Origin of the sequence: Duffyella sp. Ts4, from assembly GCF_051851875.1 — a bacterium.
Lineage (GTDB): Bacteria > Pseudomonadota > Gammaproteobacteria > Enterobacterales > Enterobacteriaceae > Duffyella > Duffyella gerundensis.
Genome location: NZ_JBLYPN010000001.1, coordinates 26,083 through 47,388 on the forward strand (window position 1 = coordinate 26,083; position 21,306 = coordinate 47,388).

Below are 21,306 nucleotides of genomic sequence, written 5' to 3' on the forward strand. Positions count from 1 at the left end.
TTACAAGTATAACCACGATTGTCAGGGTTAATCACCCCTTTTCTGGAGTTCGCAATGACACAACGCTGGAGCCTGGCACAAACCCAGGCGCTGTTTAACAAACCCTTTCTTGAGCTACTTTTTGAGGCGCAACAGGTGCACCGTCAGCACTTTGATCCGCGTCAGGTGCAGGTCAGCACGCTGTTATCGATCAAGACCGGCGCCTGCCCGGAAGACTGTAAATACTGCCCGCAGAGCGCACGTTACAAAACCGGGCTGGAGTCGGAGCGGTTGATGGAAGTGGATGAGGTGCTCGCCTCGGCGCGCAAGGCCAAAGCTGCCGGATCCAGCCGTTTCTGCATGGGTGCCGCATGGAAGAATCCGCACGAACGCGACATGCCTTATCTGGAAAAAATGGTGCAGGGCGTGCGTGAACTGGGCATGGAAACCTGCATGACGCTGGGCACGCTCAGCGACCGTCAGGCGCAGCAGCTGGCCGACGCCGGACTCGATTTTTACAATCACAACCTCGATACCTCGCCGGAGTTCTATGGCAACGTCATCACTACCCGCAGCTATCAGGAACGTCTTGATACGTTGGATAAGGTGCGCGATGCCGGAATCAAAGTCTGTTCCGGTGGCATTGTGGGCCTTGGCGAAACGGTTACCGATCGGGCCGGATTGTTGATGCAGCTGGCCAACCTGCCGGTGCCACCTGAAAGCGTGCCGATCAATATGCTGGTGAAGGTCAAAGGCACGCCAATGGCGGATAACGACGACGTCGATCCCTTTGATTTCATCCGCACTATTGCGGTGGCGCGTATCATGATGCCGCGTTCTCATGTGCGGCTCTCCGCCGGGCGCGAGCAGATGAGCGAACAGACGCAGGCGATGTGCTTTATGGCCGGAGCCAACTCCATTTTTTACGGCTGCAAGCTGCTGACTACGCCTAATCCGGAAGAAGATACCGACCTGCTGCTGTTCCGCAAACTCGGCCTTAATCCGGAACACACCACCACCGTTCATGGCGACGTGGCCCAGCAGCAGCAACTTACCGAGCAGCTGACCCACGGCGACAGCGAACAGTTCTACAACGCCGCTCTGTCATGAGTTGGCAGCAGCGCATTGGCGCCGCGCTGGAGCAGCGTCAGCAGCAGCAGGCGCTGCGGCGTCGGCAGCCGACCACCGCCAGCGGCCCCGGCTGGATTGAGGCCGACGGCCAGCGGCTGCGTAATTTCTCCGCCAATGATTACCTCGGCCTGGCGCAGGATACGCGCCTTGCCGCCGCCTGGCACGACGGCGCGCTGCGCTACGGCAACGGCGCCGGCGGCTCGGCGCACGTCACTGGTTATCATCCACTGCAACAGCGCTTTGAAGCCCGGCTGGCGGAATGGCTCGGCTATCCGCGCGCGCTGCTGTTTATCTCCGGTTTTGCCGCCAATCAGGCGATCGTGGCGGCGATGATGGCCAAAGGCGATCGGCTGCTGGCGGATAAGCTGGCGCACGCGTCAATTCTGGAAGCAGCGCACCTCAGTCCGGCAGAGCTGCGCCGCTTCAGCCACAACCAGAGCGCCAGCCTCGATCGCCTGCTGGCGAAACCGTGCGCCGGAGAAACCCTGGTGATCACCGAAGGCATTTTCAGCATGGATGGCGACAGCGCGCCGCTGGCCGAACTGGCGGTCAGCACTCACGCCGCCAGCGGCTGGATGATGGTTGATGATGCGCACGGCATCGGCGTGGTCGGCGAGGGCGGACGCGGCAGCTGTTGGCAACAGCAGGTCAAGCCGGAACTGCTGGTGATCACCTTTGGCAAAGCATTTGGCTGCGGCGGCGCGGCGCTGCTGTGCAGTGAGGATGTTGCCGATTACATGTTGCAGTTTGCCCGCCATCTGATTTACAGCACTGCCATGCCGCCCGCGCAGATCTGTGCGCTGGATGCGGCGCTCAGCGCCATCAAGCTGGCCGACAGCGAACGGCAGCGCCTGCAAGACAATATTCAACATTTTCGCGCCGGTGCTGCCGAGCGCGGCCTGAGCCTGCTTGATTCCTCAAGCGCCATTCAGCCCCTGCTGGTCGGTGATAACGCCGCGGCACTGGCGCTGGCACAGCGGCTGCGTCAGGCGGGCTGCTGGGTCAGCGCGATTCGGCCGCCCACGGTGCCGCCGGGCAGCGCCCGTTTACGCATTACTTTATCCGCTGCGCATCAGCCTGCGGATATCGATTATCTTCTGGAGGCGCTTGATGCAAGCCACGATCGATAAGCGCGCGGTTGCTCGTGCTTTTGGCCGGGCGGCCAGCGCCTATGACCAGCACGCAGCGCTGCAGCGTGCGGCAGGCGAAAAGCTGATGTCGCTGGTGACCCTACCGCCTGCGCAGCGAGTGCTGGATGCAGGCTGCGGCACCGGCTGGTTCAGCCAGCGCTGGCAACAGCAGGGGCACGAGGTGATCGCACTTGATCTCTCGCCGGGCATGCTGGCGCAGGCGGCGGGTCAACAGGCGGCCAGCAGCTATCTGGCAGGTGATATTGAACAGCTGCCGCTGGCTGACCGCTGTGTTGATCTCACCTGGAGCAATCTTGCCGTACAGTGGTGCAGCGATCTGCGTCGGGCACTGGACGAGTGTCGCCGCGTCACGCGCGTCGGCGGCAAGGTGCTGTTTTCCACCCTGACCGCCGATTCACTCAGCGAGGTGCATCACGCCTGGCAAGCGGTGGATGCGGCGCCGCACGCTAACCGTTTCCTCACGCAGGCACAGATTGTCGCCCTCTGTACCGGTTTGCCGCTGCACTGGCAGCACGAAACGCTGACGCTGGCCTTTCCCGGCGTGCTGCAGGCGATGCGCTCGCTGAAAGGCATCGGCGCCACCCATTTACCGCAGGGCCGTACGCATACGCTGCTCACGCGCTCGCGCCTGCAACAGCTGGAAGCGGCATGGCCACAGGATGCCCGCGGCTATCTGCTGACCTATCATCTGTTTTATGGAGTAATTGATGGTGACTAAACGCTGGTTCGTTACCGGAACCGATACTGAAGTGGGTAAAACCGTGGCCAGCAGCGCCCTTCTGCAGGCCGCCAGCCGGGCGGGACTGCGCTGCGCGGGCTACAAACCGGTGGCTTCAGGTTGCGACATGACTGTGCAGGGGCTGCGCAACAGCGATGCGCTGGCGCTGCAACGCTACGGTTCTGTGGTGCTGAGTTACGACGAGGTTAACCCACTGGCATTTGCTGAACCTACCGCGCCGCATATTCTCAGCGCCGAAGAGCAACGCCCGATCACCGCTGCGCGGCTCTCAGCCGGGCTGGCACACATTGCTGAGCAGGCTGAATGGGTGTTGGTGGAAGGCGCAGGCGGCTGGTATACGCCGCTGGCAGAGAATTTGACCTTTGCAGACTGGGTGAAGCAGGAGCAGCTGCCGGTGATTCTGGTGGTCGGCATCAAGCTCGGCTGTATTAATCACGCGCTGTTGACCGCCGATGCCATCCGCGCCGCCGGGCTGCCGTTTGCTGGCTGGATTGCCAACGGCGTGACGCCGCCGGGCAAGCGGCATCAGGCCTATTTGCAGACGCTGCACGCGCGGCTCGCTGCACCCTGTCTGGGCGAAATTCCCTGGCTGCCAGACAGCGCACAGTTTGCGGAAGCGGGGCAGTGGCTGAGCCTGCCGCAGGCGTAAACAGCATCAGACGGCCAGCCATTTATTGATGGTGAGGTCGTCGAGCTGGGCCATTTTTCCTTGTGCCACGTTACGTCCGCGGTGCAGCAGCAGGAAGTAATCCGCCACGCGGCGAATAAATGAGAGCCGCTGTTCCAGCAGCAGAATCGTCAGGCCAAAATCGTGGTTCAGTCGGTACAGCAGGTTGCCCATCTCCTCTTCCAGCCAGGGCGACATGCCTTCGGTGGGCTCATCCAGAATCAGCAGCTTGGGTTCAAGCACCAACGCACGCGCCAGTGCCAGCTGCTGTTGCTGTTCAATCGGCAAATCACCGCCACGCTTCTGGCGCACTGAATAGAGCGTAGGGAAGAGATCGTAAACCATGGCCGGAATAGCACGGTGGCGATCGTCCTGACCGGCCAGCAGCGCAATCAGCAGGTTATCTTCCACGCTCATCTGGGAGAAGATCTGTCGCCCCTGCGGCACATAGCCAATCCCCATGCGCGCCCGTTTCTCCATCGGCAGCAGCAGCATATCTTCCGGCGGCGAATCTTTCTCCTGCCAGGTCATGCTGCCGCTGTTCACCGGCAGGTTACCCATAATGCAGTTAACCAGCGTGGTTTTCCCCATGCCGGGACGCCCTAAAATGCCGGTACAGGTGCCGGGCGGCAGTTCGAGATCAACATCCCACAGGATATGATTAGGACCGTAGAATTGATTTACCGAACGTAAACGTAGCATCAGACACCTCTCTTTCTGTTTCATGTTGAATCAGTCGCCGCTGCGTTGTGCCGTCAGGCTGCAACCTCTGCTGTCGGGCCGATGGACGCGGTTGCTGTCGCTCGTGCCAGGCTGAACCAATAGTGCAAAAACCAGGCCAATGCTGACGAGAGTATAAAACCGACGCCGCCCCGCCAGGACACGGCTGAAATGGTCAGAGAAATTTATCAATTACCGGCGTAAATAATTTCCTGCACTTTTGCGGTGCCTGGGTAATGACGCTGGTGGTGCAGTGCGGTAACAATATGGACTAAAAAAAGTGCGGTACGGGGATTGACGCCACGCTACGAATCAGTTTCAGGCCGCATGACGTATAGCATTTGGGCGGGTTACTCTGACAAGAAAGTGCAAAGAAAGACGAAAAAAAATAATTTTGCCTCGATGGCCAGGGCGGGGGAAGATTTATACACCCCATATGCCATGGGCGCTAAAATCAGTTATCCACCATTCCTGTGGATAACCATGTGCATTAGTGTCTGAAAACATTCTACAAGCGAGAGGGGACGCGGCTTCAGCCTGAAGTGGCGGGAATCTGGCCTTTAAGAACAATGCATTTTCTTTCAATATGTTAGTTAAAATCAAGCCCGTCTGAGCCGGTTAATATTCGCAGCCAGAGATCTGCTGTCACACTATTGACAAATGTTAAAAGTCCATCCCGTTTGGGGATAAGATTGCGCAACAACGCAGGTTGTGCGGTTATTCATCACGCCGGAATCAGGCACAGCCGCACGGCACAATGCAGTATGGATAAACACTGGTATTACATCCAGTATTTTTAACTGGAAAAATTTCAAATGGCGAGTAAAATTACTCTCCGGCTCGCGCATTTCATCTCCAGGTAACCCAGCAATGAGCAAAGTATTTAAACTTAATTCCGCTTTTAAACCCTCCGGCGATCAGCCAGAAGCGATTCGTCGTTTGGAAGAGGGGCTGGAATCGGGTCTTGCCCACCAAACGCTGCTTGGCGTAACCGGTTCAGGTAAAACCTTTACCGTGGCCAACGTGATCGCGGATCTCAACCGCCCGGCCATGGTTTTAGCACCCAATAAAACGCTGGCGGCCCAACTCTATGGTGAGATGAAAGAGTTTTTCCCCGATAACGCCGTGGAATACTTTGTCTCTTACTACGACTATTACCAGCCGGAAGCCTATGTGCCCAGCTCCGACACCTTTATCGAGAAAGATGCCTCGGTTAACGAACACATCGAGCAGATGCGTCTCTCAGCGACCAAAGCGTTGCTGGAACGCCGCGACGTTATTGTGGTGGCCTCGGTATCGGCAATTTACGGTCTGGGCGATCCCGATCTCTATCTGAAAATGATGCTGCACCTGACGCGCGGCATGATCATCGATCAGCGTAGCATTTTGCGCCGACTCACCGAGCTGCAATATGCGCGTAACGATCAGGCTTTCCAGCGCGGCACCTTCCGCGTGCGCGGTGAAGTTATCGACATCTTCCCGGCGGAGTCCGATGACATTGCGCTGCGCGTTGAGCTGTTTGATGAAGAGGTGGAGCGGCTGTCGCTGTTTGATCCACTGACCGGCCAGATTGAGTCGGTGGTGCCGCGTTACACTATTTATCCTAAAACGCACTACGTGACGCCGCGTGAGCGCATTTTGCAGGCGATGGAAGATATTAAAGTTGAGCTGGCCGATCGGCGGCAAACGCTGCTGGCCAACAACAAGCTGCTGGAAGAGCAGCGTATTTCCCAGCGTACCCAGTTCGACCTCGAAATGATGAATGAGCTTGGCTACTGTTCGGGCATCGAAAACTATTCGCGTTATCTCTCTGGCCGCGGACCGGGCCAGCCGCCGCCAACGCTGTTTGACTATTTGCCGGCTGACGGCCTGCTGATTGTCGATGAGTCGCACGTGACCATTCCGCAAATTGGCGGCATGTACAAAGGCGACCGGGCGCGTAAAGAGACGCTGGTGGAGTATGGCTTCCGCTTGCCGTCTGCGCTGGATAACCGTCCAATGAAGTTTGAAGAGTTTGAGGCGATGGCGCCGCAGACCATCTACGTTTCGGCCACGCCTGGTAAGTATGAACTGGAGAAGTCCGGCGACGAGGTGATCGATCAGCTGGTGCGCCCAACTGGCCTGCTGGATCCGCTCCTTGAAGTCCGCCCGGTCGCTACCCAGGTAGACGATCTGATGTCGGAGATCCGCAAGCGCGTGGCGGTTAACGAGCGTGTGCTGGTGACGGTGCTGACTAAGCGAATGGCGGAAGATCTCACGGAATACCTCGAAGAGCACGGTGAGCGCGTGCGCTATCTGCACTCCGATATCGACACCGTTGAACGTATGGAGATCATTCGCGATCTGCGCCTCGGCGAGTTTAACGTACTGGTCGGTATCAACCTGCTGCGTGAGGGGCTCGATATGCCGGAAGTGTCGCTGGTGGCCATTCTGGATGCCGATAAAGAGGGCTTCCTGCGCTCGGAGCGTTCGCTGATTCAGACCATCGGTCGTGCGGCGCGTAACATCAACGGCAAGGCCATTCTCTACGGCGATAAGATCACGCCATCGATGGCGCGCGCCATTGAAGAGACCGAACGTCGCCGTGAAAAACAGCAGCAGTACAATGCCGAAAATGGCATTACGCCGCAGGGCCTGAACAAGAAGATCACTGATATTCTGGAGCTTGGCCAGGGCATGAGCAAGCCGAAAGGCCGCGGCGGCAAAGGCACCGCCAAAGGCGCGGCAGAAACCGAAGCCAATTACCTGGCACTGACGCCGCAGGCGCTGCAGAAGAAGATTCACGAGCTGGAAGGCAAGATGCAGCAGCACGCGCAGAACCTGGAGTTCGAAGAGGCAGCACAGACGCGCGACCAGCTTCACCAGCTGCGCGATCTGTTTATTGCTGCCTCCTGACGGGGACAACGGCGGCGCAGGCGCGCCGCCGGTTTAGATCGCCTGCAATACGTGCTCCAGCGCCACGCGCAGCAGCTGGCGGTCGTGGCGATAGCGAATGTCGGCGGCTTCGAGCGGATGCTGCACGATCAGCCGATCTTCCACGCCCTGGATATCGGCGTGCGGGCTGACCACCGCGGCATCAATCACGCGTTTACCAATATATTTTTCCAGCAGCGCCAGCTTATCCGCAAGGGTCAGGCTGGCGGCGGCTGGGCTCAGCTCACGCCCCAGGTTGCCGATAAATACCATGGTGGCTGAAGTACGGCGCAGCGCCTGCGCCATTTCCGGCATCAGCAGAATCGGCATCAGGCTGGTGTAAAAACTGCCCGGCCCGATCAGAATCAGGTCCGCCTGCTTGATGGCCTCCAGCGCTTCGCGGGTGGGCTGCACCGCCGGATGCAGCATTAACTCCTGCGGCGGCTGTTTCATGGTATCGATCTCAGTTTCGCCCCAGATCATATTACCTTCCTGATCCATCGCCACCAGATCCACCGGCTGCTCCGACATCGGGATCAGAAAAGCGTCTACCTTGAGCAGGTTGCGAATGATGTTGATCGCCTCCAGCGGCCGCACGCTGAGATGATCCAGCGCCTTTAGAATCAGGTTGCCGAGGTTATGGCCCGCCAGCTCGCCGTTGCCGGTAAAACGGTACTCGAACATCGCCGAACCGACGCTGGGCTCGGTGATCAGCTGGTTGATACAGTTACGCATATCGCCCCAGGCGATACCGCCTTCGGAGCGGCGAATGCGGCCAGTTGAGCCGCCGTTATCAGTGGTGGTCACAATGCCGGTTAATCTCGATCCCAGCGGCGAGAGGGCAGACATGACGCGCCCCAAACCATGGCCGCCGCCCAGGGCAACAACGCGATCAAGATCTGCCAGTGTACGATTCATAAAACTCCTTGCCTGCGCGCATCAGGGCGTGGCGACTGAAAACTGACTGTTGTGCTTTTTGACATGCTCAGACGCGAAAAAGTGTGACAACAAGCGGTACGAAAATTCCTGGTTATCTTAACGTAACTGGCGGAGAAAATGCGTTGAAAAAGCGATATGTACATAAATATACAGCGAAAAGTCGCGTGGCGAGTCACAGAATTTAGCGCTATTATTTGTCTTCAACGTTTTTGCCCGTCGGCAATCACACTATAGCCTTCCCGCCTACGTCTTCGGATAGGGTGTGCTGGCCGCAGCCATCGAGCTGCCAGGGTGCAGAAAGAAATGCCTGCATCTCCCGAATTTGGAAAGGTGTACTGGTGCCACAATTAACTGATGCTTTTGAGCGCAAGTTTTATTACTTGCGCCTGTCGATCACGGACGTTTGTAACTTCCGTTGTACTTACTGCCTGCCTGACGGCTACAAGCCCAACGGCGCGGCCAACAAAAGTTTCCTCTCTCTGGAGGAGATCCGCCGTATTACCCGTGCGTTTGCCGAATCCGGTACGGATAAAGTGCGCCTGACCGGCGGCGAGCCTTCGATGCGGCGCGACTTTACCGACATCATCGCGGCGGTGCGTGAAAATCCCGGCATTCGTCAGATTGCGGTCACCACCAACGGTTACCGTATGGCCCGCGATGTGGCCGAGTGGCGCGATGCCGGGCTGACGTCGATTAACGTCAGCATCGACAGCCTCGATCCGCGGCAGTTCCACGCCATCACCGGCCAGGATAAGTTTCATCAGGTGATGGCCGGTATTGACGCCGCGTTCGAGGCTGGATTTGAGAAGATCAAAGTCAACAGCGTGCTGATGCGCGATCTGAACCACAACAGCCTGCAAAGCTTTTTGAACTGGATCCGCGAACGACCGATTCAGCTGCGGTTTATCGAGCTGATGGAGACCGGCGATCACAGTGCGCTGTTCCGTCGTCATCATATTTCGGGAGAAGTGATCCGTGATCAGCTGATTATGCAAGGCTGGCAGCGTCAGCCGCGCGCGCGCAGCGATGGCCCGGCGCAGGTATTTACTCATCCCGAATACCGCGGTGAGATCGGCTTGATCATGTCCTATGAGAAAGATTTCTGCGCCAGCTGCAACCGGCTGCGCGTGTCGGCGGTAGGCAATCTGCATCTCTGTCTGTTTGGCGACGGCGGCGTGCCGCTGCGCGATCTGCTTGCCTCTGACGATCAGCAGGATGAACTGCAGGCGCGCATTGCCCGCAGCCTGGGACAGAAAAAGCAGACGCACTTTCTCCATCAGGGGAATACCGGCATTACCCAGAATCTCTCTTTTATCGGTGGTTAACGCAGGAGCAAACCATGAAAGCGCCCGTTGAATTTATTCCTGTCGCCGTTGCGGTGCTGACCGTTTCCGACAGTCGCGATGCCAGTGATGACACCTCCGGCGATTACCTGCGTGCAGCGGCGAAAGAAGCGGGTCATCAGGTGGTGGATCATGCGATCGTCAAAAACGATCTCTACCGCATTCGCGCCATCGTCTCTCGCTGGATCGCCAGTGAGGATGTGCAGGTGGTGCTGATTAACGGCGGCACCGGTTTTAACCGAAAAAACACCACGCCAGAGGCGCTTTTGCCGCTGTTCGATCGGCAGATTGAGGGGTTTGGCGAAGTGTTCCGCATGCTCTCCTGGGAGGAGATCGGCAGCAGCACGCTGCAATCACGCGCGGTGGCTGGCATGGCTAACGGCACGTTGATTTTCGCTATGCCCGGCTCGGAAAGCGCCTGCCATATCGCCTGGGATCGTATCATTGTCGATCAGCTCGATGCCCGCACTAAACCCTGTCACTTTGTTTCGCATTTGAAGACGCTATAACTATGTCGCAATTTACCCATATTAACGCCTCGGGCGAGGCGCACATGGTGGATGTATCCACCAAAGCAGAAACGGTACGCGAAGCGCGCGCCGAGGCGTTTGTTGTCATGGCGCCCGCCACGCTGGCGATGATCCTGCAAGGCAGTCACCATAAAGGCGACGTCTTTGCCACCGCGCGTATTGCCGGTATTCAGGCGGCCAAACGTACCTGGGAGCTGATTCCGTTATGCCATCCGCTGATGCTCAGCAAAGTGGAGATTGCGTTGCAGGCTGAGCCAGAGAAAAATCGCGTGCGCATCGAATCGCTATGTCGACTGACCGGCAAAACCGGCGTTGAGATGGAAGCGTTAACCGCCGCCTCGGTGGCGGCGTTAACCATTTACGACATGTGCAAAGCGGTGCAGAAAGATATCACCATTGAACAGCTGCGGCTGGTGAGTAAAAGCGGCGGCAAATCAGGTGATTTCCAGGCGGTGCCTCATGATTAAGGTGCTGTTTTTTGCGCAGGTGCGTGAACTGACCGGCACCGCCAGCCTGACGGTGCCAGCGGAATATGCCACCGTGGCCGAGCTGCGCACGGCGCTGGCCGCCCGTGGCGATCGTTGGGCGCTGGCGCTCGATGCAGGCAAGCTGCTGGCGGCGGTAAACCAGACGCTGGTGTCGCCCGACCACGCTATCCGCTCGGGCGATGAGGTAGCGTTTTTCCCACCGGTGACCGGAGGCTGATATGCAAACGCGGATTCGGGTCGAGCAGGCTACTTTTGCCATGGCGGAGGAGTATCACTGGCTGGCGGCCGATGATGAAGATGGCGCCGTGGTGACCTTCACCGGCAAGGTGCGTAATCATAATCTCGGCGATGACGTTGCGGCGCTGTCGCTGGAGCACTATCCCGGCATGACCGAAAAGGCGCTGGCGGAGATTGTCGACACCGCCCGTGATCGCTGGAGGCTGGGTCGCGTCACGGTGATTCACCGCGTCGGCGAAATGTTTCCCGGCGACGAGATTGTGCTGGTTGGCGTCAGCAGCGTACACCGCGGCGACGCCTTTGCCGCCGCTGAATTTATTATGGATTATCTGAAGACCCGCGCGCCGTTCTGGAAGCGGGAAAAAACGCCGGAAGGCGAACGCTGGGTGGACGCCCGCGACAGCGACCAGCAGGCCGCTGCGCGCTGGGCGTAAATCAGTGCTGGTGGCTGTCGGCGGAGAGCTGCTCGGCCGGGCCAAAGCCGGTGCTGCCCCGTTTCTGTTCGCCTGCGCCTTTCACGCGCTGTAGCTGGTAGGTTTCGCCATCCTGCCAGGCGTTAGCGCCTTTCACCGGCGGATGCGCAATAATATCGGCACGCTGTGCCTTGATCGCCTTGCTGTCGACCTTGAAGCGCTTATCGCGGTCCGCTAACAGACGCGGATCGAGTTGACCGTCGGCGGTAAAGCCCATCATCAAGGCCGGTACGCCCAGCGGCAGCGTTTTGTCGCGATCGGTGTGCCAGGTGTGCCACGTTTTGCCGTAGGTGTTGACGATTTTTTTCATCAGCGCGTTATCAGCGACATCCGGCAGGCCAGGCGCGATCAGCGTGCCCGATTTCACCTCATACTGATGGCTGTGCCACAGCTTTTTCTCATCGTCCGGCAGCGTTTTATAGAGCCGTTCGCTGATAATGTATTCCACGCCCATTAAGCGCGCGTCGGCGGTATTGCCGTCATAGATCAGCGCCTGCATCACATCGTCATTCAACACGGTGACGTAATGGTGCGCTTCCATCTGGCCATTTTTATCGCCGCTGTAAAAATGAAAACCGTCGAGATAGGTGCTGATGGCATCAATCGGCGGACGTGACTGCATCAGCGTCGCGCCGGTAGCAAGGGTTTTCATTTTGGCTGAGGTCGGCGCACCGGGCGTGTTGACCTGTGCCGGCGTGTTGTTGGCGCCGCAGCCGCTGAGCAGAAGTGCCAGCGCCGCGGTAAGACATAGCGTTCGCATTGCATAACCTTTTGTTACCTGTTGGAACCGCTAAACATAGTTCAACTTCGGCGGCTTAACAGGCGCAACGGCAGTGAAAAATCCGTTTAATCTGCTGGATTGCGCGGCAGGGAGTGGTAAGGTTCTTCACTTTGAGCTTGCCAGGGAACAGGAATGTCATTGACCACCATAAAACGCCTTGCCGCCGTGTCCACGGTGCTGCTGCTTGCCGCCTGTAGCAGCAGTAAAAAAACGCCAGAGGCGCCCGCACGTCAGCCGCAGGATGTGAAGGCGCAGATCGAAAAGCTGCTGCCGGCAAAAGTCAGCGATAAAGCGGGCTGGGCGACCGATATCTATACCGCGTTTCGTACGCAGCAGCTGGATGCCAGCGCCAGCAATATCTGTGCGGTCATTGCGGTGGCCGATCAGGAATCGGGCATGAATGCGGAATCTTCCGTGCCGGGCCTGGGGAAAATAGCTTGGGGCGAGATTAACCGCCGCGCGGCAAAGCTGCATATTCCGGCCTTTCTGGTGCGTACCGCGCTGCAGATCCCTTCGTCAAACGGCAAAAGTTACGCCGGGCGCCTCGATAAAGTGCGCAATGAGAAAGAGCTGAGCGAAATTTTTGATGACTTTATCAATATGGTGCCGATGGGGCAGACGCTGTTTGGCAACCTGAATCCGGTGCATACCGGCGGGCCGATGCAGGTCAGCATCGCTTTTGCCGAAGCGCACGCTGCGGGCTATCCGTGGCCGGTTGACGGTTCCATTCGTCGCGAGGTGTTCAGCCGTCGCGGTGGCGTCTGGTTTGGTACCAAACATCTGCTAGGTTATCCGGTGGACTACAGCGCGCCGCTCTATCGCTTTGCTGATTTTAACGCCGGCTGGTACGCCAGCCGCAATGCGGCGTTCCAGGCCGCGGTTGCGAAGGCAACCGGCATGGATTTAGCGCTGGATGGCGACCTGATCCTCTATGACAGCGATAAGCCAGGCACCACTGAACTGGCGGTGCGCACGCTGGCGAAGCAGCTGGATATGAGCCAGAGTGAAATTCGTCGCGATCTGCAGCAGGGCGACAGCGAAAAGTTCAGCCACACCACGCTTTACAAGCAGGTTTATCTGCTGGCTGATAAAATGGCTGGCCGTAAGCTGCCGCGAGAAATGCTGCCCGGCATCAAGCTGAAGAGCCCGAAAATCACCCGAAATTTGACCACCGCCTGGTTCGCCCAGCGTGTTGATGGCCGTTATCAACAGTGCATGCAGCGACGTTAACGCTGGCTGGCGCAGGGCAGAAAAACTGTGCCACACTTAGTGCTGTTTCTCCTTAGCTAACAGAGGTGCATCATGGATCGATATCCACGTTCAAATGGTTCCGTTGCTTCACAGGCCAGTGCCGGTCTGCAAACTTATATGGCCCAGGTTTATGGCTGGATGACCTGCGGCCTGCTGCTTACCGCGTTTGTTGCCTGGTTTGCCGCCCGCACGCCAGCGGTTATGGAGCTGGTGTTTGCCAGCCGCGTGACCTTTTTTGGGCTGATTATTGCTCAGCTGGCGCTGGTTTTTGTGCTTTCCGGGCTGGTGCATAAGCTCAGCGGCGCCACCGCGACCGCCTTGTTTATGCTCTATTCAGCGCTGACCGGCGTCACCATGGCGAGCATCTTTCTCGTCTACACCTATTCATCGATTGCCAGCACCTTTGTGGTCACCGGTGGTATGTTCGGCGTGATGAGCTTTTATGGCTATACCACCAAACGCGATCTGAGCCGCATGGGCAGCCTGCTGTTTATGGCGTTGATCGGCATTGTGCTGGCGTCGCTGGTGAACATTTGGCTGAAAAGCACGCCGCTGATGTGGGCGATTACCTATATCGGCGTACTGGTGTTTGTTGGCCTGACCGCGTATGACACGCAGAAGCTGAAGAACATTGGGGAAGGCATCGACGTTGACGATCGCGAGAATCTGCGTCGTTACTCAATTCTGGGTGCGCTGACGCTTTATCTCGACTTCATCAACCTGTTCCTGATGCTGCTGCGCATTTTTGGCAACCGCCGCTAACCAGCGGGCAGGGCAGCAACAACAGAAAGGCCGGCATAATGCCGGCCTTTTTATTTACTGCGACTGCTCCATTTTCCGCTCATTATGCTGTCGCAAATGCTTCGCCCGACTCTCCAGCCAGAGATAAAGGATCAACGCCAGCAGCAGCGGCAGAATGAAGTAGAGCACGCGGTAGGCGAGCAGTGCAGCGATAATGGTGCCATGAGAGACATTCTGGCCGCTGAGCAGCGCCAGAAACACCGCTTCCAGTACGCCAATACCGGCAGGAATATGAATAATCACGCCCGCAATACTGCTGATCAGCAGCACGCCCAGCACAATCTGATAGTCCACCTTCTGGCCCAGCAGCAGCCAAATAATCGTGCCCATCACCAGCCAGTTGGCGCTGGACACCGCATACTGAAACAGCGCCATGCGCAGTGACGGCAGCGCCAGCTTTTGCCCTTTGATTACCCAGCGACGGCGTTTAGAAAAGGCGCAGAAGCCGAGATAGACCACCACGGAAATCAATAGCAGAATACCGATCAGCCGCAGCGTGCCTTCACCTACAAACCAACCGGGTGGAATCGGCACCATGCTGGCGCTAAACACCACGCCCGCCACCAGAATATAGCCCAGCCAGTTGGTAGCGATACTCAGCGAAAAGATACGCGTAATGGTGCTGCCCGACAGGCCGAGCCGCGAATAGAGGCGATAGCGCATGGCGACACCGCCCACCCAGGTGCTCAGCGTCAGGTTAAAGGCATAACAGATAAACGACACCAGCATGACCTGACTTTTTGCCAGCTTGTGGCCACAGTAGGCCTGGCCAATCAGGTCGTAAATGCCGTAGGTAAGATAGCTGACGATCACCAGCCCAACGGCGCTGAGAATGGCAATGCGGTTATAGTTGATGACGACGTTATACACGTCTTCCCAGTTTACCTTGCGGGCGTACACGACCAGCAGCACGACAACCGCGATAAAAAAGAGCCAGGTCAGAATTTTTTTGGCCACTCGCCATGTCGAATGTCTCTTTGCCATCAGGGTTTGGCTCCTTCGTTATTGGGGGTTACGCGATCCTGGGTTTCCATCTCAGGCTGCACTGGCGGATCGACCTGCGCCAGCTTCGGCGTATGCGCCGGCAGCCAGCCGGCAATCGCCGGGAAATGGCGCAGAAAATGGAATACCAGCACGCCGCGCGTGAGTTGCCACCAGTTACGCTTCGGCAGTTTTGCTTCATCGACGCGCACGCAATCCTCCGCAATCAGCCGATCGAGGTTGCTGCTCAGACGCTGGTTAAAATCGCTGTCGTGAATAATCAGGTTAGCTTCAAGGTTGAGCGACAGACTCAGTGGATCGAGGTTGCTGGAACCCACCGTCGCCCAGTGGTTATCCATAACCGCTACTTTGCCGTGCAGCGGGCGGCGAATATATTCGTATACCTCCACACCGCCTTCAACCAGATAGTTATAGAGCAGTTCTGCTCCCACTTTCACAATCGGCATATCCGGTTCGCCCTGCACCACCAGCCTTACGGTGACGCCGCGCTGCGCGGCATTGCGCATTTCGCGCAGCATGTGATAACCAGGGAAAAAGTAGGCGTTGGCGATGGTAACTGAGGTTTTGGCCTCGCGCAGCATATCGAGATAATGCTGCTCAATGTCGTCGCGATGCTCATCATTGTCGCGCCAGACAAACAGCGCCTGCGCGTCACCCGGCGTGCTATTGCGCGCGGGCCGATGGTGACGATGATAGCGCCAGCGGCGCGTAATCTGTTCGCTGCCCATCGCATCCCGGACATAGCGCGTGATGTCATCGACAATCGGGCCTTTGACCTCAATGGCGTAATCCTGTTTTGCCTCGGGGCCAAAGCTGATGTTGTGCTCGGCCGAGAAGTTAATGCCGCCAACAAAGGCGATATCGCCATCGATCGCCACGATTTTACGGTGCAGGCGTCGGAAGACGTTAGTGCGCATGCCCATCACCAGCGGTCGCGGATCGTAATAGACAAAGCGCACGCCAGCAGAGGTCAGGCTGTTGACGAATTCAGGCGAGAGATCGGGCGAGCCGTAACCGTCAACCATCATTTCTACTTTGACGCCGCGCTGTGCGGCTTCCAGCACGACTTCATGTAGCGCATTGCCAACGTTATCTTCAAACAGAATAAAGGTCTCCAGCAGCAGGAACTGCTGAGCCCGCCGGATAGCTTCAAACACGCGCGGGAAAAATTCCTCGCCGTTTTCAAGCAGGACGATACGGTTACCGTCGCGCCATTCAACACTCATAAATGGATCTCCACGGCCAGCGGGGCGTGATCGGACAGGTGTGACCAGGGTTTAGCTGGTAGCGCCCACGGATGACTGATGCCCGCATTGCGCACATAAATGCGGTCAAGACGTAAAATGGGGAAGCGGGCAGGAAAGGTGCGCGCCGGACGGCCATTGACGCGGCTGAACACCTCTTCCAACCCGGCACCGCGTTTAAGAAAAGCGTTGGCTCGTTGTTGCCAGTCATTGAAATCGCCAGCCACCACCAGCGGGGCATCGGGCGGCAGATCGGCGATCATGTCGCACATCATCTGCATCTGTGCATTGCGATGCGCGTCGCGCAGGCCGAGATGTACGCACATCACGTGCACTTCACTGTCGCGATCCGGCACCTGAATACGGCAGTGCAACACGCCGCGTTTCTCACTGTCGGGCACCGAAATGTCGCGGTTTTTATAGTCAATAATGGGAAAGCGCGACAGCACCGCGTTACCGTGATGGCCTTCGGGGTAGACCGCGTTGCGGCCGTAGGCAAAATCGTTCCACATGGTGTCAGCAAGAAATTCATAGTGTGACGCGCCTGACGGACTCTCCTCGTGCAACGGATGAATCGCCTGCGTACCCATTACTTCCTGCAAAAAAACAATGTCGGCGGAGGTGGCGCGTACTGCTTCACGCAGTTCCGGCAAAATGAACCGCCGGTTGAAAGTGGTGAAACCTTTATGCGTATTGATCGTGAGGACTTTGAACGAAAATCCCTGCGCGTTATGTGACATACCTGAGGCGCTCTCCATTTCTTTTTTAATAAGGATAGAGTGTAGCGCCCGTCACAAAAAATGCTGACCAAAGCAAATAATACGCGCGCGTTTATCCCGCGTTGAATAACGGCTCAGGGCAAATTTGGCGGACGAGTTAACCAGGGCAAATGCACAGCGGAAGAAATTTATGTCTGAATGTGGCATAATAGCGCCGCGATTTGCTGCGACCGCAGAATAAACTGTAGTGCTGCTCACAAACAGCGCACGTCGGCAGCAGAATATTGCGTATTAATCTGAATTTGCGTTAATCTGAAAAAATTCGTCATCGGCACATCCGCCGGTTGCACTTGGGCGACCCGCAGGGTCTGCCAGGAGAAACTGATGAAATGGTCTAACCGTATCCAGATTGTCACCGGACAAACTTGTGTACATATTGCCCTGCATTTGCTGCTGATTGCGGCGCTGGTTTGGGGCTGGAAACATCAGGCGCTGATTGAAGTCAGCACGGTCTTGATTTCCGCTTATGTCACGGTCTGTCTCGCGATGATTATCACCCAGCGCATTGAACACCTGCGCACCCTTGGGGACTTTCTGGAAGAGGCAACTACCACCTATTATTTTGGCGCCGCGATGCTCACGCTGTTTCTGGTATCGCATGTGGTTCACAACAACCTGCTGGTCGGCGGTTTAGGCATTATTATGCTGGCTGGCCCGGCGGTGGTCTCGCTGCTGGCAAAAGAGCCAGCGCGTCACATCGTTAAAAAACGTTCCTGACGGGTCTTTCCCGCCGTAACAAGGGCCACCATCGTGTGGCCCTTGTTGTTTCTGTTTCGCCTTCGCTGCCTGTTTTTCTCTGCGGTTTAAGAAAGTTAGCCCATCGTCCGCTTTTCTTTGACAGGACAGGGCGGCTGTACGCCGCGCCACAAACAGGGACGTTATTAAAGGGCAGCAGGCTATGGCGACAAGACACCATGCATTTACCATCCGTATTGCCATTCTCGACGATCACCCCATCGTGCGCTGGGGCATGCAAAACTTTCTCAGTATGGAAAAAGATCTGGAGCTGACCGGCAGTTTTGGTCAGTCTACGGAACTGCTGGCCGCGCTGCGTGACAGCTGCCCGGATGTCTTGCTGCTGGATTACATGCTGGAAGAGGGCGAAATCGATGGTCTGGCGCTGATTCGCAATTTGATGACGCGCTACCCACGGCTGAAAATCCTGCTGACCTCCTCGCTGGAAAGCCCGGCGGTCATCCGCATGGCGATGAAGGCGGGCATCAAGGGGTTTGTCGGCAAAAGCGAACATCCGCAAACCATCGTTAAGGCGATTCGCTACGTGGCGCAGGGAAAAATCTTTCTCACCGATATGCTCGACTGGGAGATGCAGGATGTCCGCAAAGAGATAGGCGAGCCCAGCGGCACCAGCCTGGCGGTTGCCGCGCTCAGTGCGCGTGAATCGGAGGTGCTGCGCTGTTTTCTTGATGGCATGAGCGTTGGTGAAATTGCCCTGAAATATAAACGCAGCCGCAAAACCATCAGTGGGCAGAAGCAGTCGGCGCTGCGCAAGCTCAGCATCAAAACCGACGCCGAGCTGTTTCGTTATCGCGAAAGTTTGTTTACGCAACCCTGACTCGCGGAGCGTTGCGAAAGCTGATATACTCCGTCGCTTACGCACCGTAGTTTGTGCCCCCTTTCAAACGTCAGCTCAGGCTGGCGTCATTTTTCCCCCTGGAAACTACGCCGAGAATATCGGTCAGGGCGGAGACCGGAGTTAGCCTCATTTATGTCTTTTGATTCTCTCGGCCTGAGTGCCGATATTCTGCGTGCGGTTGCCGAGCAAGGCTACCAGGAACCTACTCCTATCCAGAAGCAGGCCATTCCTGTAGTTCTGGCAGGTCGCGACCTGATGGCCAGCGCACAGACCGGCACCGGTAAAACCGCGGGTTTTACCCTGCCGCTGCTGCAACTGCTGAGCAATGCCGACGAGCAGCCAAAAGGGCGTCGTCCGGTACGCGCGTTGATCCTCACGCCAACCCGTGAGCTTGCCGCCCAGATCGGTGAAAACGTCAGCGATTACAGTAAATACCTTAACCTGCGTTCACTGGTGGTTTTCGGCGGCGTGAGCATTAACCCGCAGATGATGAAACTGCGCAGCGGCGTTGATGTGCTGGTTGCCACCCCGGGCCGTCTGCTCGATTTGGCACAGCAGAACGCCGTAGACCTGTCGAAGGTCGAAATTCTGGTGCTGGATGAAGCGGACCGTATGCTGGATATGGGCTTTATTCACGATATCCGTCGTGTGCTGTCCCGACTGCCTGCGCGTCGTCAGAACCTGCTGTTCTCCGCGACCTTCTCCGATGAGATCAAGTCACTGGCTGAGAAGCTGCTGACCAATCCTGAGGAAGTCTCGGTTGCCCGTCGCAACACCGCCTCTGAGCAGATTACCCAGAACGTGCATATGGTGGATAAGAAGCGTAAGCGCGAGCTGCTCTCTTTCCTGATTGGCCGTGATAACTGGCAGCAGGTGCTGGTGTTTACCCGCACCAAGCATGGCGCCAACCATCTGGCTGAACAGCTGAATAAAGATGGCATCACCGCCGCAGCGATCCACGGCAACAAGAGCCAGGGCGCACGTACCCGCGCATTGGCTGATTTCAAATCAGGTCAGATTCGCGTACTGGTAGCAACCGATATTGCGGCGCGTGGCCTCGATATCGAAGAGCTGCCGCACGTGGTGAACTATGAACTGCCTAACGTACCAGAAGATTACGTGCACCGTATTGGCCGTACCGGCCGTGCCGCCGCAACCGGTGAAGCGTTGTCGCTGGTATGCGTCGACGAACTGAAGCTGCTGCGTGATATTGAGCGCCTGCTGAAGCGTGAAATCCCGCGTATGGCTATCGACGGTTACGAGCCCGATCCAAGCATCAAAGCTGAGCCGATCCTTAACGGTCGCCAGCAGCGTGGCGGCGGTGGCGGTGGTAACGGCGGCGGACGCGGTCGTGCACCACAGGGCGGCGGTCGTGACCGTTCCGCTGGCGGTGAGCGTCGCAGCAGCAGCGGCGATCGCAGTGCGGCAGGCGGTGAACGTCGTGCTTCCTCCGATCGTCCGGCAGCGGCCAGCGGCCAACGTCGTGCGCCACAGGCAACGACCGCTGACGGCGCACGCCTTACGCGTCCGCGCCGTGCCGCCAACGGCAATACCGGTAACCGCGGCAACGAATAATGCGTGTTTTGCTGGCGCCGATGGAAGGCGTACTCGATTCACTGGTGCGGGAATTACTCAGCGCCGTCAACGATTATGACCTGTGCATCACCGAGTTTTTACGGGTGGTGGATCAGCTGTTGCCAGCAAAATCGTTTTATCGTCTCTGTCCGGAGCTGCATCAGCAGAGCCGGACGCCCAGCGGCACGCGGGTACGCATCCAGCTGCTTGGACAACATCCACAGTGGCTGGCTGAGAACGCCGCGCGTGCGGTTGAACTCGGTTCCTGGGGCGTCGATCTGAATTGCGGCTGTCCGTCGAAGCTGGTTAACGGCAGCGGCGGCGGCGCCACCTTACTCAAAGATCCCGAACTGATTTATCGCGGCGCAAAAGCGATGCGTGCAGCGGTACCAGCGCATCTGCCGGTCACGGTGAAAATTCGCCTTGGCTGGGATTCCGCTGCGCGGCAGTTTGAGATTGCCGATGCGGTGGAGCAGGCGGGTGCCAGCGAGCTGGTGGTGCATGGCCGGACCAAAGAAGATGGCTACCGTGCCGAACGCATCAACTGGGCAGCGATTGGCGAGATTCGTCAGCGGCTACAGATTCCGGTGATCGCCAACGGTGAGATCTGGGACTGGCAAAGCGCGCAGGATTGTCTGGCGGTCACCGGCTGCGATGCGGTGATGATTGGCCGTGGCGCGCTCAATGTGCCGAACCTCAGTCGCGTGATTAAATACCGTGAACCACCGATGGCCTGGCCAGAAGTGGTGCAGTTACTTCAGCGTTACAGCGTGCTGGAAAAGCAGGGTGACACCGGGCTTTACCACGTCGCACGCATCAAACAGTGGTTGGGCTATCTGCGTAAAAACTACGTTGAGGCAGATTCCCTGTTCACGACCATTCGCACTTTGCGCACCTCCGGCGCCATTGCGGACGCGATCAACCAAACAGCGATGCAACTCAGCAGAGAAAAATCCACGACCCATTAGT

The 21,306-nt window shown here is 57.5% G+C and carries 22 protein-coding genes and 1 riboswitch; of the genes, 16 read left to right on the top strand and 6 right to left on the bottom strand.

The window, feature by feature from the left end; genetic code table 11:
- Positions 1 to 54: 54 nt before the first annotated feature.
- The 4 genes from bioB to bioD are packed head-to-tail and all read left to right on the top strand — an operon-like array spanning position 55 to position 3,649.
- Complete coding sequence (gene bioB, locus ACJY2L_RS00135) at positions 55 to 1,089, top strand: biotin synthase BioB (RefSeq protein ID WP_067428871.1); 1,035 nt, start codon at positions 55 to 57, stop codon at positions 1,087 to 1,089.
- Positions 1,086 to 2,240 carry an 8-amino-7-oxononanoate synthase gene (gene bioF, locus ACJY2L_RS00140; protein ID WP_439212838.1) on the top strand — a complete coding sequence of 385 codons (1,155 nt, stop codon included), beginning with the start codon at positions 1,086 to 1,088 and terminating at the stop codon, positions 2,238 to 2,240. Before bioB ends, bioF begins: the two co-directional genes overlap by 4 nt.
- A complete protein-coding gene (gene bioC / locus ACJY2L_RS00145; RefSeq protein ID WP_439212839.1) occupies positions 2,221 to 2,979 on the top strand; it encodes a malonyl-ACP O-methyltransferase BioC in 759 nt (252 codons plus the stop codon). The genes bioF and bioC overlap by 20 nt, the downstream gene beginning before the upstream one ends.
- Positions 2,972 to 3,649, top strand: coding sequence for a dethiobiotin synthase (bioD, locus tag ACJY2L_RS00150; RefSeq protein WP_439213093.1), 678 nt, complete (start codon positions 2,972 to 2,974; stop codon positions 3,647 to 3,649). Before bioC ends, bioD begins: the two co-directional genes overlap by 8 nt.
- A 6-nt stretch (positions 3,650 to 3,655) precedes the next feature.
- On the opposite strand, the gene ACJY2L_RS00155 is transcribed toward bioD, so the two are convergent.
- Positions 3,656 to 4,369, bottom strand: coding sequence for an ATP-binding cassette domain-containing protein (locus ACJY2L_RS00155; protein ID WP_067428883.1), 714 nt, complete (start codon positions 4,367 to 4,369; stop codon positions 3,656 to 3,658).
- 888 nt (positions 4,370 to 5,257) lie between these two features.
- Between ACJY2L_RS00155 and uvrB the strand changes: the two genes are divergently transcribed.
- Positions 5,258 to 7,282 (top strand): excinuclease ABC subunit UvrB, encoded by a 2,025-nt coding sequence (gene uvrB / locus ACJY2L_RS00160; protein WP_439212840.1) that lies wholly within the window; start codon positions 5,258 to 5,260, stop codon positions 7,280 to 7,282.
- A gap of 33 nt (positions 7,283 to 7,315) precedes the next feature.
- Here the strand turns inward: uvrB and ACJY2L_RS00165 are convergent, their stop codons facing one another.
- Positions 7,316 to 8,218, bottom strand: coding sequence for a gluconeogenesis factor YvcK family protein (locus tag ACJY2L_RS00165; RefSeq protein ID WP_067428888.1), 903 nt, complete (start codon positions 8,216 to 8,218; stop codon positions 7,316 to 7,318).
- 237 nt (positions 8,219 to 8,455) lie between these two features.
- Positions 8,456 to 8,588, top strand: a riboswitch (molybdenum cofactor riboswitch).
- Between ACJY2L_RS00165 and moaA the strand changes: the two genes are divergently transcribed.
- The 5 genes from moaA to moaE all read left to right on the top strand — a co-directional run bounded on the left by moaA (position 8,575) and on the right by moaE (position 11,271).
- On the top strand, positions 8,575 to 9,564 hold the full coding sequence (moaA, locus tag ACJY2L_RS00170; protein WP_439213094.1) for a GTP 3',8-cyclase MoaA: 990 nt from the start codon (positions 8,575 to 8,577) through the stop codon (positions 9,562 to 9,564). Its footprint overlaps the riboswitch before it by 14 nt.
- A 14-nt stretch (positions 9,565 to 9,578) precedes the next feature.
- Entirely contained in the window at positions 9,579 to 10,091 is a 513-nt protein-coding gene (moaB, locus tag ACJY2L_RS00175; RefSeq protein WP_439212841.1) for a molybdenum cofactor biosynthesis protein B, read from the top strand.
- Between the two features lie 2 nt (positions 10,092 to 10,093).
- Entirely contained in the window at positions 10,094 to 10,579 is a 486-nt protein-coding gene (moaC, locus tag ACJY2L_RS00180; protein WP_187486123.1) for a cyclic pyranopterin monophosphate synthase MoaC, read from the top strand.
- Entirely contained in the window at positions 10,572 to 10,817 is a 246-nt protein-coding gene (gene moaD, locus ACJY2L_RS00185; protein ID WP_439212842.1) for a molybdopterin synthase sulfur carrier subunit, read from the top strand. Before moaC ends, moaD begins: the two co-directional genes overlap by 8 nt.
- Before the next feature lies 1 nt (position 10,818).
- Positions 10,819 to 11,271: a molybdopterin synthase catalytic subunit MoaE gene (gene moaE, locus ACJY2L_RS00190; protein ID WP_439212843.1), complete on the top strand. Its 453-nt coding sequence runs from the start codon at positions 10,819 to 10,821 to the stop codon at positions 11,269 to 11,271.
- 1 nt (position 11,272) lies between these two features.
- Here moaE and ACJY2L_RS00195 read toward each other — a convergent pair whose 3' ends face one another.
- On the bottom strand, positions 11,273 to 12,070 hold the full coding sequence (locus tag ACJY2L_RS00195; RefSeq protein ID WP_439212844.1) for an OBAP family protein: 798 nt from the start codon (positions 12,068 to 12,070) through the stop codon (positions 11,273 to 11,275).
- Positions 12,071 to 12,223: 153 nt separating this feature from the next.
- Between ACJY2L_RS00195 and ACJY2L_RS00200 the strand changes: the two genes are divergently transcribed.
- Complete coding sequence (locus ACJY2L_RS00200) at positions 12,224 to 13,321, top strand: DUF1615 domain-containing protein (RefSeq protein ID WP_439212845.1); 1,098 nt, start codon at positions 12,224 to 12,226, stop codon at positions 13,319 to 13,321.
- A gap of 72 nt (positions 13,322 to 13,393) precedes the next feature.
- Positions 13,394 to 14,104 (top strand): Bax inhibitor-1/YccA family protein, encoded by a 711-nt coding sequence (locus ACJY2L_RS00205; protein WP_067428909.1) that lies wholly within the window; start codon positions 13,394 to 13,396, stop codon positions 14,102 to 14,104.
- A gap of 54 nt (positions 14,105 to 14,158) precedes the next feature.
- Here the strand turns inward: ACJY2L_RS00205 and ACJY2L_RS00210 are convergent, their stop codons facing one another.
- From ACJY2L_RS00210 to ACJY2L_RS00220, 3 genes are read right to left on the bottom strand one after another with little or no spacing between them, the layout of a single operon-like run.
- Entirely contained in the window at positions 14,159 to 15,127 is a 969-nt protein-coding gene (locus tag ACJY2L_RS00210) for a lysylphosphatidylglycerol synthase domain-containing protein (protein WP_439212846.1), read from the bottom strand.
- Positions 15,127 to 16,371 (bottom strand): cardiolipin synthase ClsB, encoded by a 1,245-nt coding sequence (clsB, locus tag ACJY2L_RS00215; protein ID WP_439212847.1) that lies wholly within the window; start codon positions 16,369 to 16,371, stop codon positions 15,127 to 15,129. Before clsB ends, ACJY2L_RS00210 begins: the two co-directional genes overlap by 1 nt.
- Positions 16,368 to 17,129, bottom strand: a complete 762-nt coding sequence (locus tag ACJY2L_RS00220) for an endonuclease/exonuclease/phosphatase family protein (RefSeq protein ID WP_439212848.1) — start codon at positions 17,127 to 17,129, stop codon at positions 16,368 to 16,370. The genes clsB and ACJY2L_RS00220 overlap by 4 nt, the downstream gene beginning before the upstream one ends.
- A 363-nt stretch (positions 17,130 to 17,492) precedes the next feature.
- Here ACJY2L_RS00220 and ACJY2L_RS00225 point away from each other — a divergent pair, with 363 nt between their 5' ends.
- The 4 genes from ACJY2L_RS00225 (at position 17,493) to dusC (ending at position 21,305) form a co-directional block, all read left to right on the top strand.
- Positions 17,493 to 17,885 (top strand): YbhQ family protein, encoded by a 393-nt coding sequence (locus ACJY2L_RS00225; RefSeq protein ID WP_439212849.1) that lies wholly within the window; start codon positions 17,493 to 17,495, stop codon positions 17,883 to 17,885.
- Positions 17,886 to 18,066: 181 nt separating this feature from the next.
- Entirely contained in the window at positions 18,067 to 18,741 is a 675-nt protein-coding gene (locus tag ACJY2L_RS00230; protein ID WP_439212850.1) for a response regulator, read from the top strand.
- 153 nt (positions 18,742 to 18,894) lie between these two features.
- On the top strand, positions 18,895 to 20,337 hold the full coding sequence (gene rhlE / locus ACJY2L_RS00235; RefSeq protein ID WP_439212851.1) for an ATP-dependent RNA helicase RhlE: 1,443 nt from the start codon (positions 18,895 to 18,897) through the stop codon (positions 20,335 to 20,337).
- Positions 20,337 to 21,305 carry a tRNA dihydrouridine(16) synthase DusC gene (gene dusC, locus ACJY2L_RS00240; protein ID WP_439212852.1) on the top strand — a complete coding sequence of 323 codons (969 nt, stop codon included), beginning with the start codon at positions 20,337 to 20,339 and terminating at the stop codon, positions 21,303 to 21,305. Before rhlE ends, dusC begins: the two co-directional genes overlap by 1 nt.
- Position 21,306 lies beyond the last annotated feature (1 nt).

What these genes read in the sequence shown, in the direction of transcription:
- clsB (WP_439212847.1), bottom strand. Translation starts at nt 16,371, where the DNA reads ATGAGTGTTGAATGGCGCGACGGTAACCGTATCGTCCTGCTTGAAAAC.
- moaC (WP_187486123.1), top strand. Translation starts at nt 10,094, where the DNA reads ATGTCGCAATTTACCCATATTAACGCCTCGGGCGAGGCGCACATGGTG.
- moaE (WP_439212843.1), top strand. Translation starts at nt 10,819, where the DNA reads ATGCAAACGCGGATTCGGGTCGAGCAGGCTACTTTTGCCATGGCGGAG.
- uvrB (WP_439212840.1), top strand. Translation starts at nt 5,258, where the DNA reads ATGAGCAAAGTATTTAAACTTAATTCCGCTTTTAAACCCTCCGGCGAT.
- moaB (WP_439212841.1), top strand. Translation starts at nt 9,579, where the DNA reads ATGAAAGCGCCCGTTGAATTTATTCCTGTCGCCGTTGCGGTGCTGACC.
- ACJY2L_RS00200 (WP_439212845.1), top strand. Translation starts at nt 12,224, where the DNA reads ATGTCATTGACCACCATAAAACGCCTTGCCGCCGTGTCCACGGTGCTG.
- rhlE (WP_439212851.1), top strand. Translation starts at nt 18,895, where the DNA reads ATGTCTTTTGATTCTCTCGGCCTGAGTGCCGATATTCTGCGTGCGGTT.
- dusC (WP_439212852.1), top strand. Translation starts at nt 20,337, where the DNA reads ATGCGTGTTTTGCTGGCGCCGATGGAAGGCGTACTCGATTCACTGGTG.
- bioF (WP_439212838.1), top strand. Translation starts at nt 1,086, where the DNA reads ATGAGTTGGCAGCAGCGCATTGGCGCCGCGCTGGAGCAGCGTCAGCAG.
- bioB (WP_067428871.1), top strand. Translation starts at nt 55, where the DNA reads ATGACACAACGCTGGAGCCTGGCACAAACCCAGGCGCTGTTTAACAAA.
- ACJY2L_RS00225 (WP_439212849.1), top strand. Translation starts at nt 17,493, where the DNA reads ATGAAATGGTCTAACCGTATCCAGATTGTCACCGGACAAACTTGTGTA.
- bioC (WP_439212839.1), top strand. Translation starts at nt 2,221, where the DNA reads ATGCAAGCCACGATCGATAAGCGCGCGGTTGCTCGTGCTTTTGGCCGG.
- ACJY2L_RS00220 (WP_439212848.1), bottom strand. Translation starts at nt 17,129, where the DNA reads ATGTCACATAACGCGCAGGGATTTTCGTTCAAAGTCCTCACGATCAAT.
- ACJY2L_RS00165 (WP_067428888.1), bottom strand. Translation starts at nt 8,218, where the DNA reads ATGAATCGTACACTGGCAGATCTTGATCGCGTTGTTGCCCTGGGCGGC.
- ACJY2L_RS00155 (WP_067428883.1), bottom strand. Translation starts at nt 4,369, where the DNA reads ATGCTACGTTTACGTTCGGTAAATCAATTCTACGGTCCTAATCATATC.
- ACJY2L_RS00210 (WP_439212846.1), bottom strand. Translation starts at nt 15,127, where the DNA reads ATGGCAAAGAGACATTCGACATGGCGAGTGGCCAAAAAAATTCTGACC.
- ACJY2L_RS00205 (WP_067428909.1), top strand. Translation starts at nt 13,394, where the DNA reads ATGGATCGATATCCACGTTCAAATGGTTCCGTTGCTTCACAGGCCAGT.
- ACJY2L_RS00230 (WP_439212850.1), top strand. Translation starts at nt 18,067, where the DNA reads ATGGCGACAAGACACCATGCATTTACCATCCGTATTGCCATTCTCGAC.
- ACJY2L_RS00195 (WP_439212844.1), bottom strand. Translation starts at nt 12,070, where the DNA reads ATGCGAACGCTATGTCTTACCGCGGCGCTGGCACTTCTGCTCAGCGGC.
- moaD (WP_439212842.1), top strand. Translation starts at nt 10,572, where the DNA reads ATGATTAAGGTGCTGTTTTTTGCGCAGGTGCGTGAACTGACCGGCACC.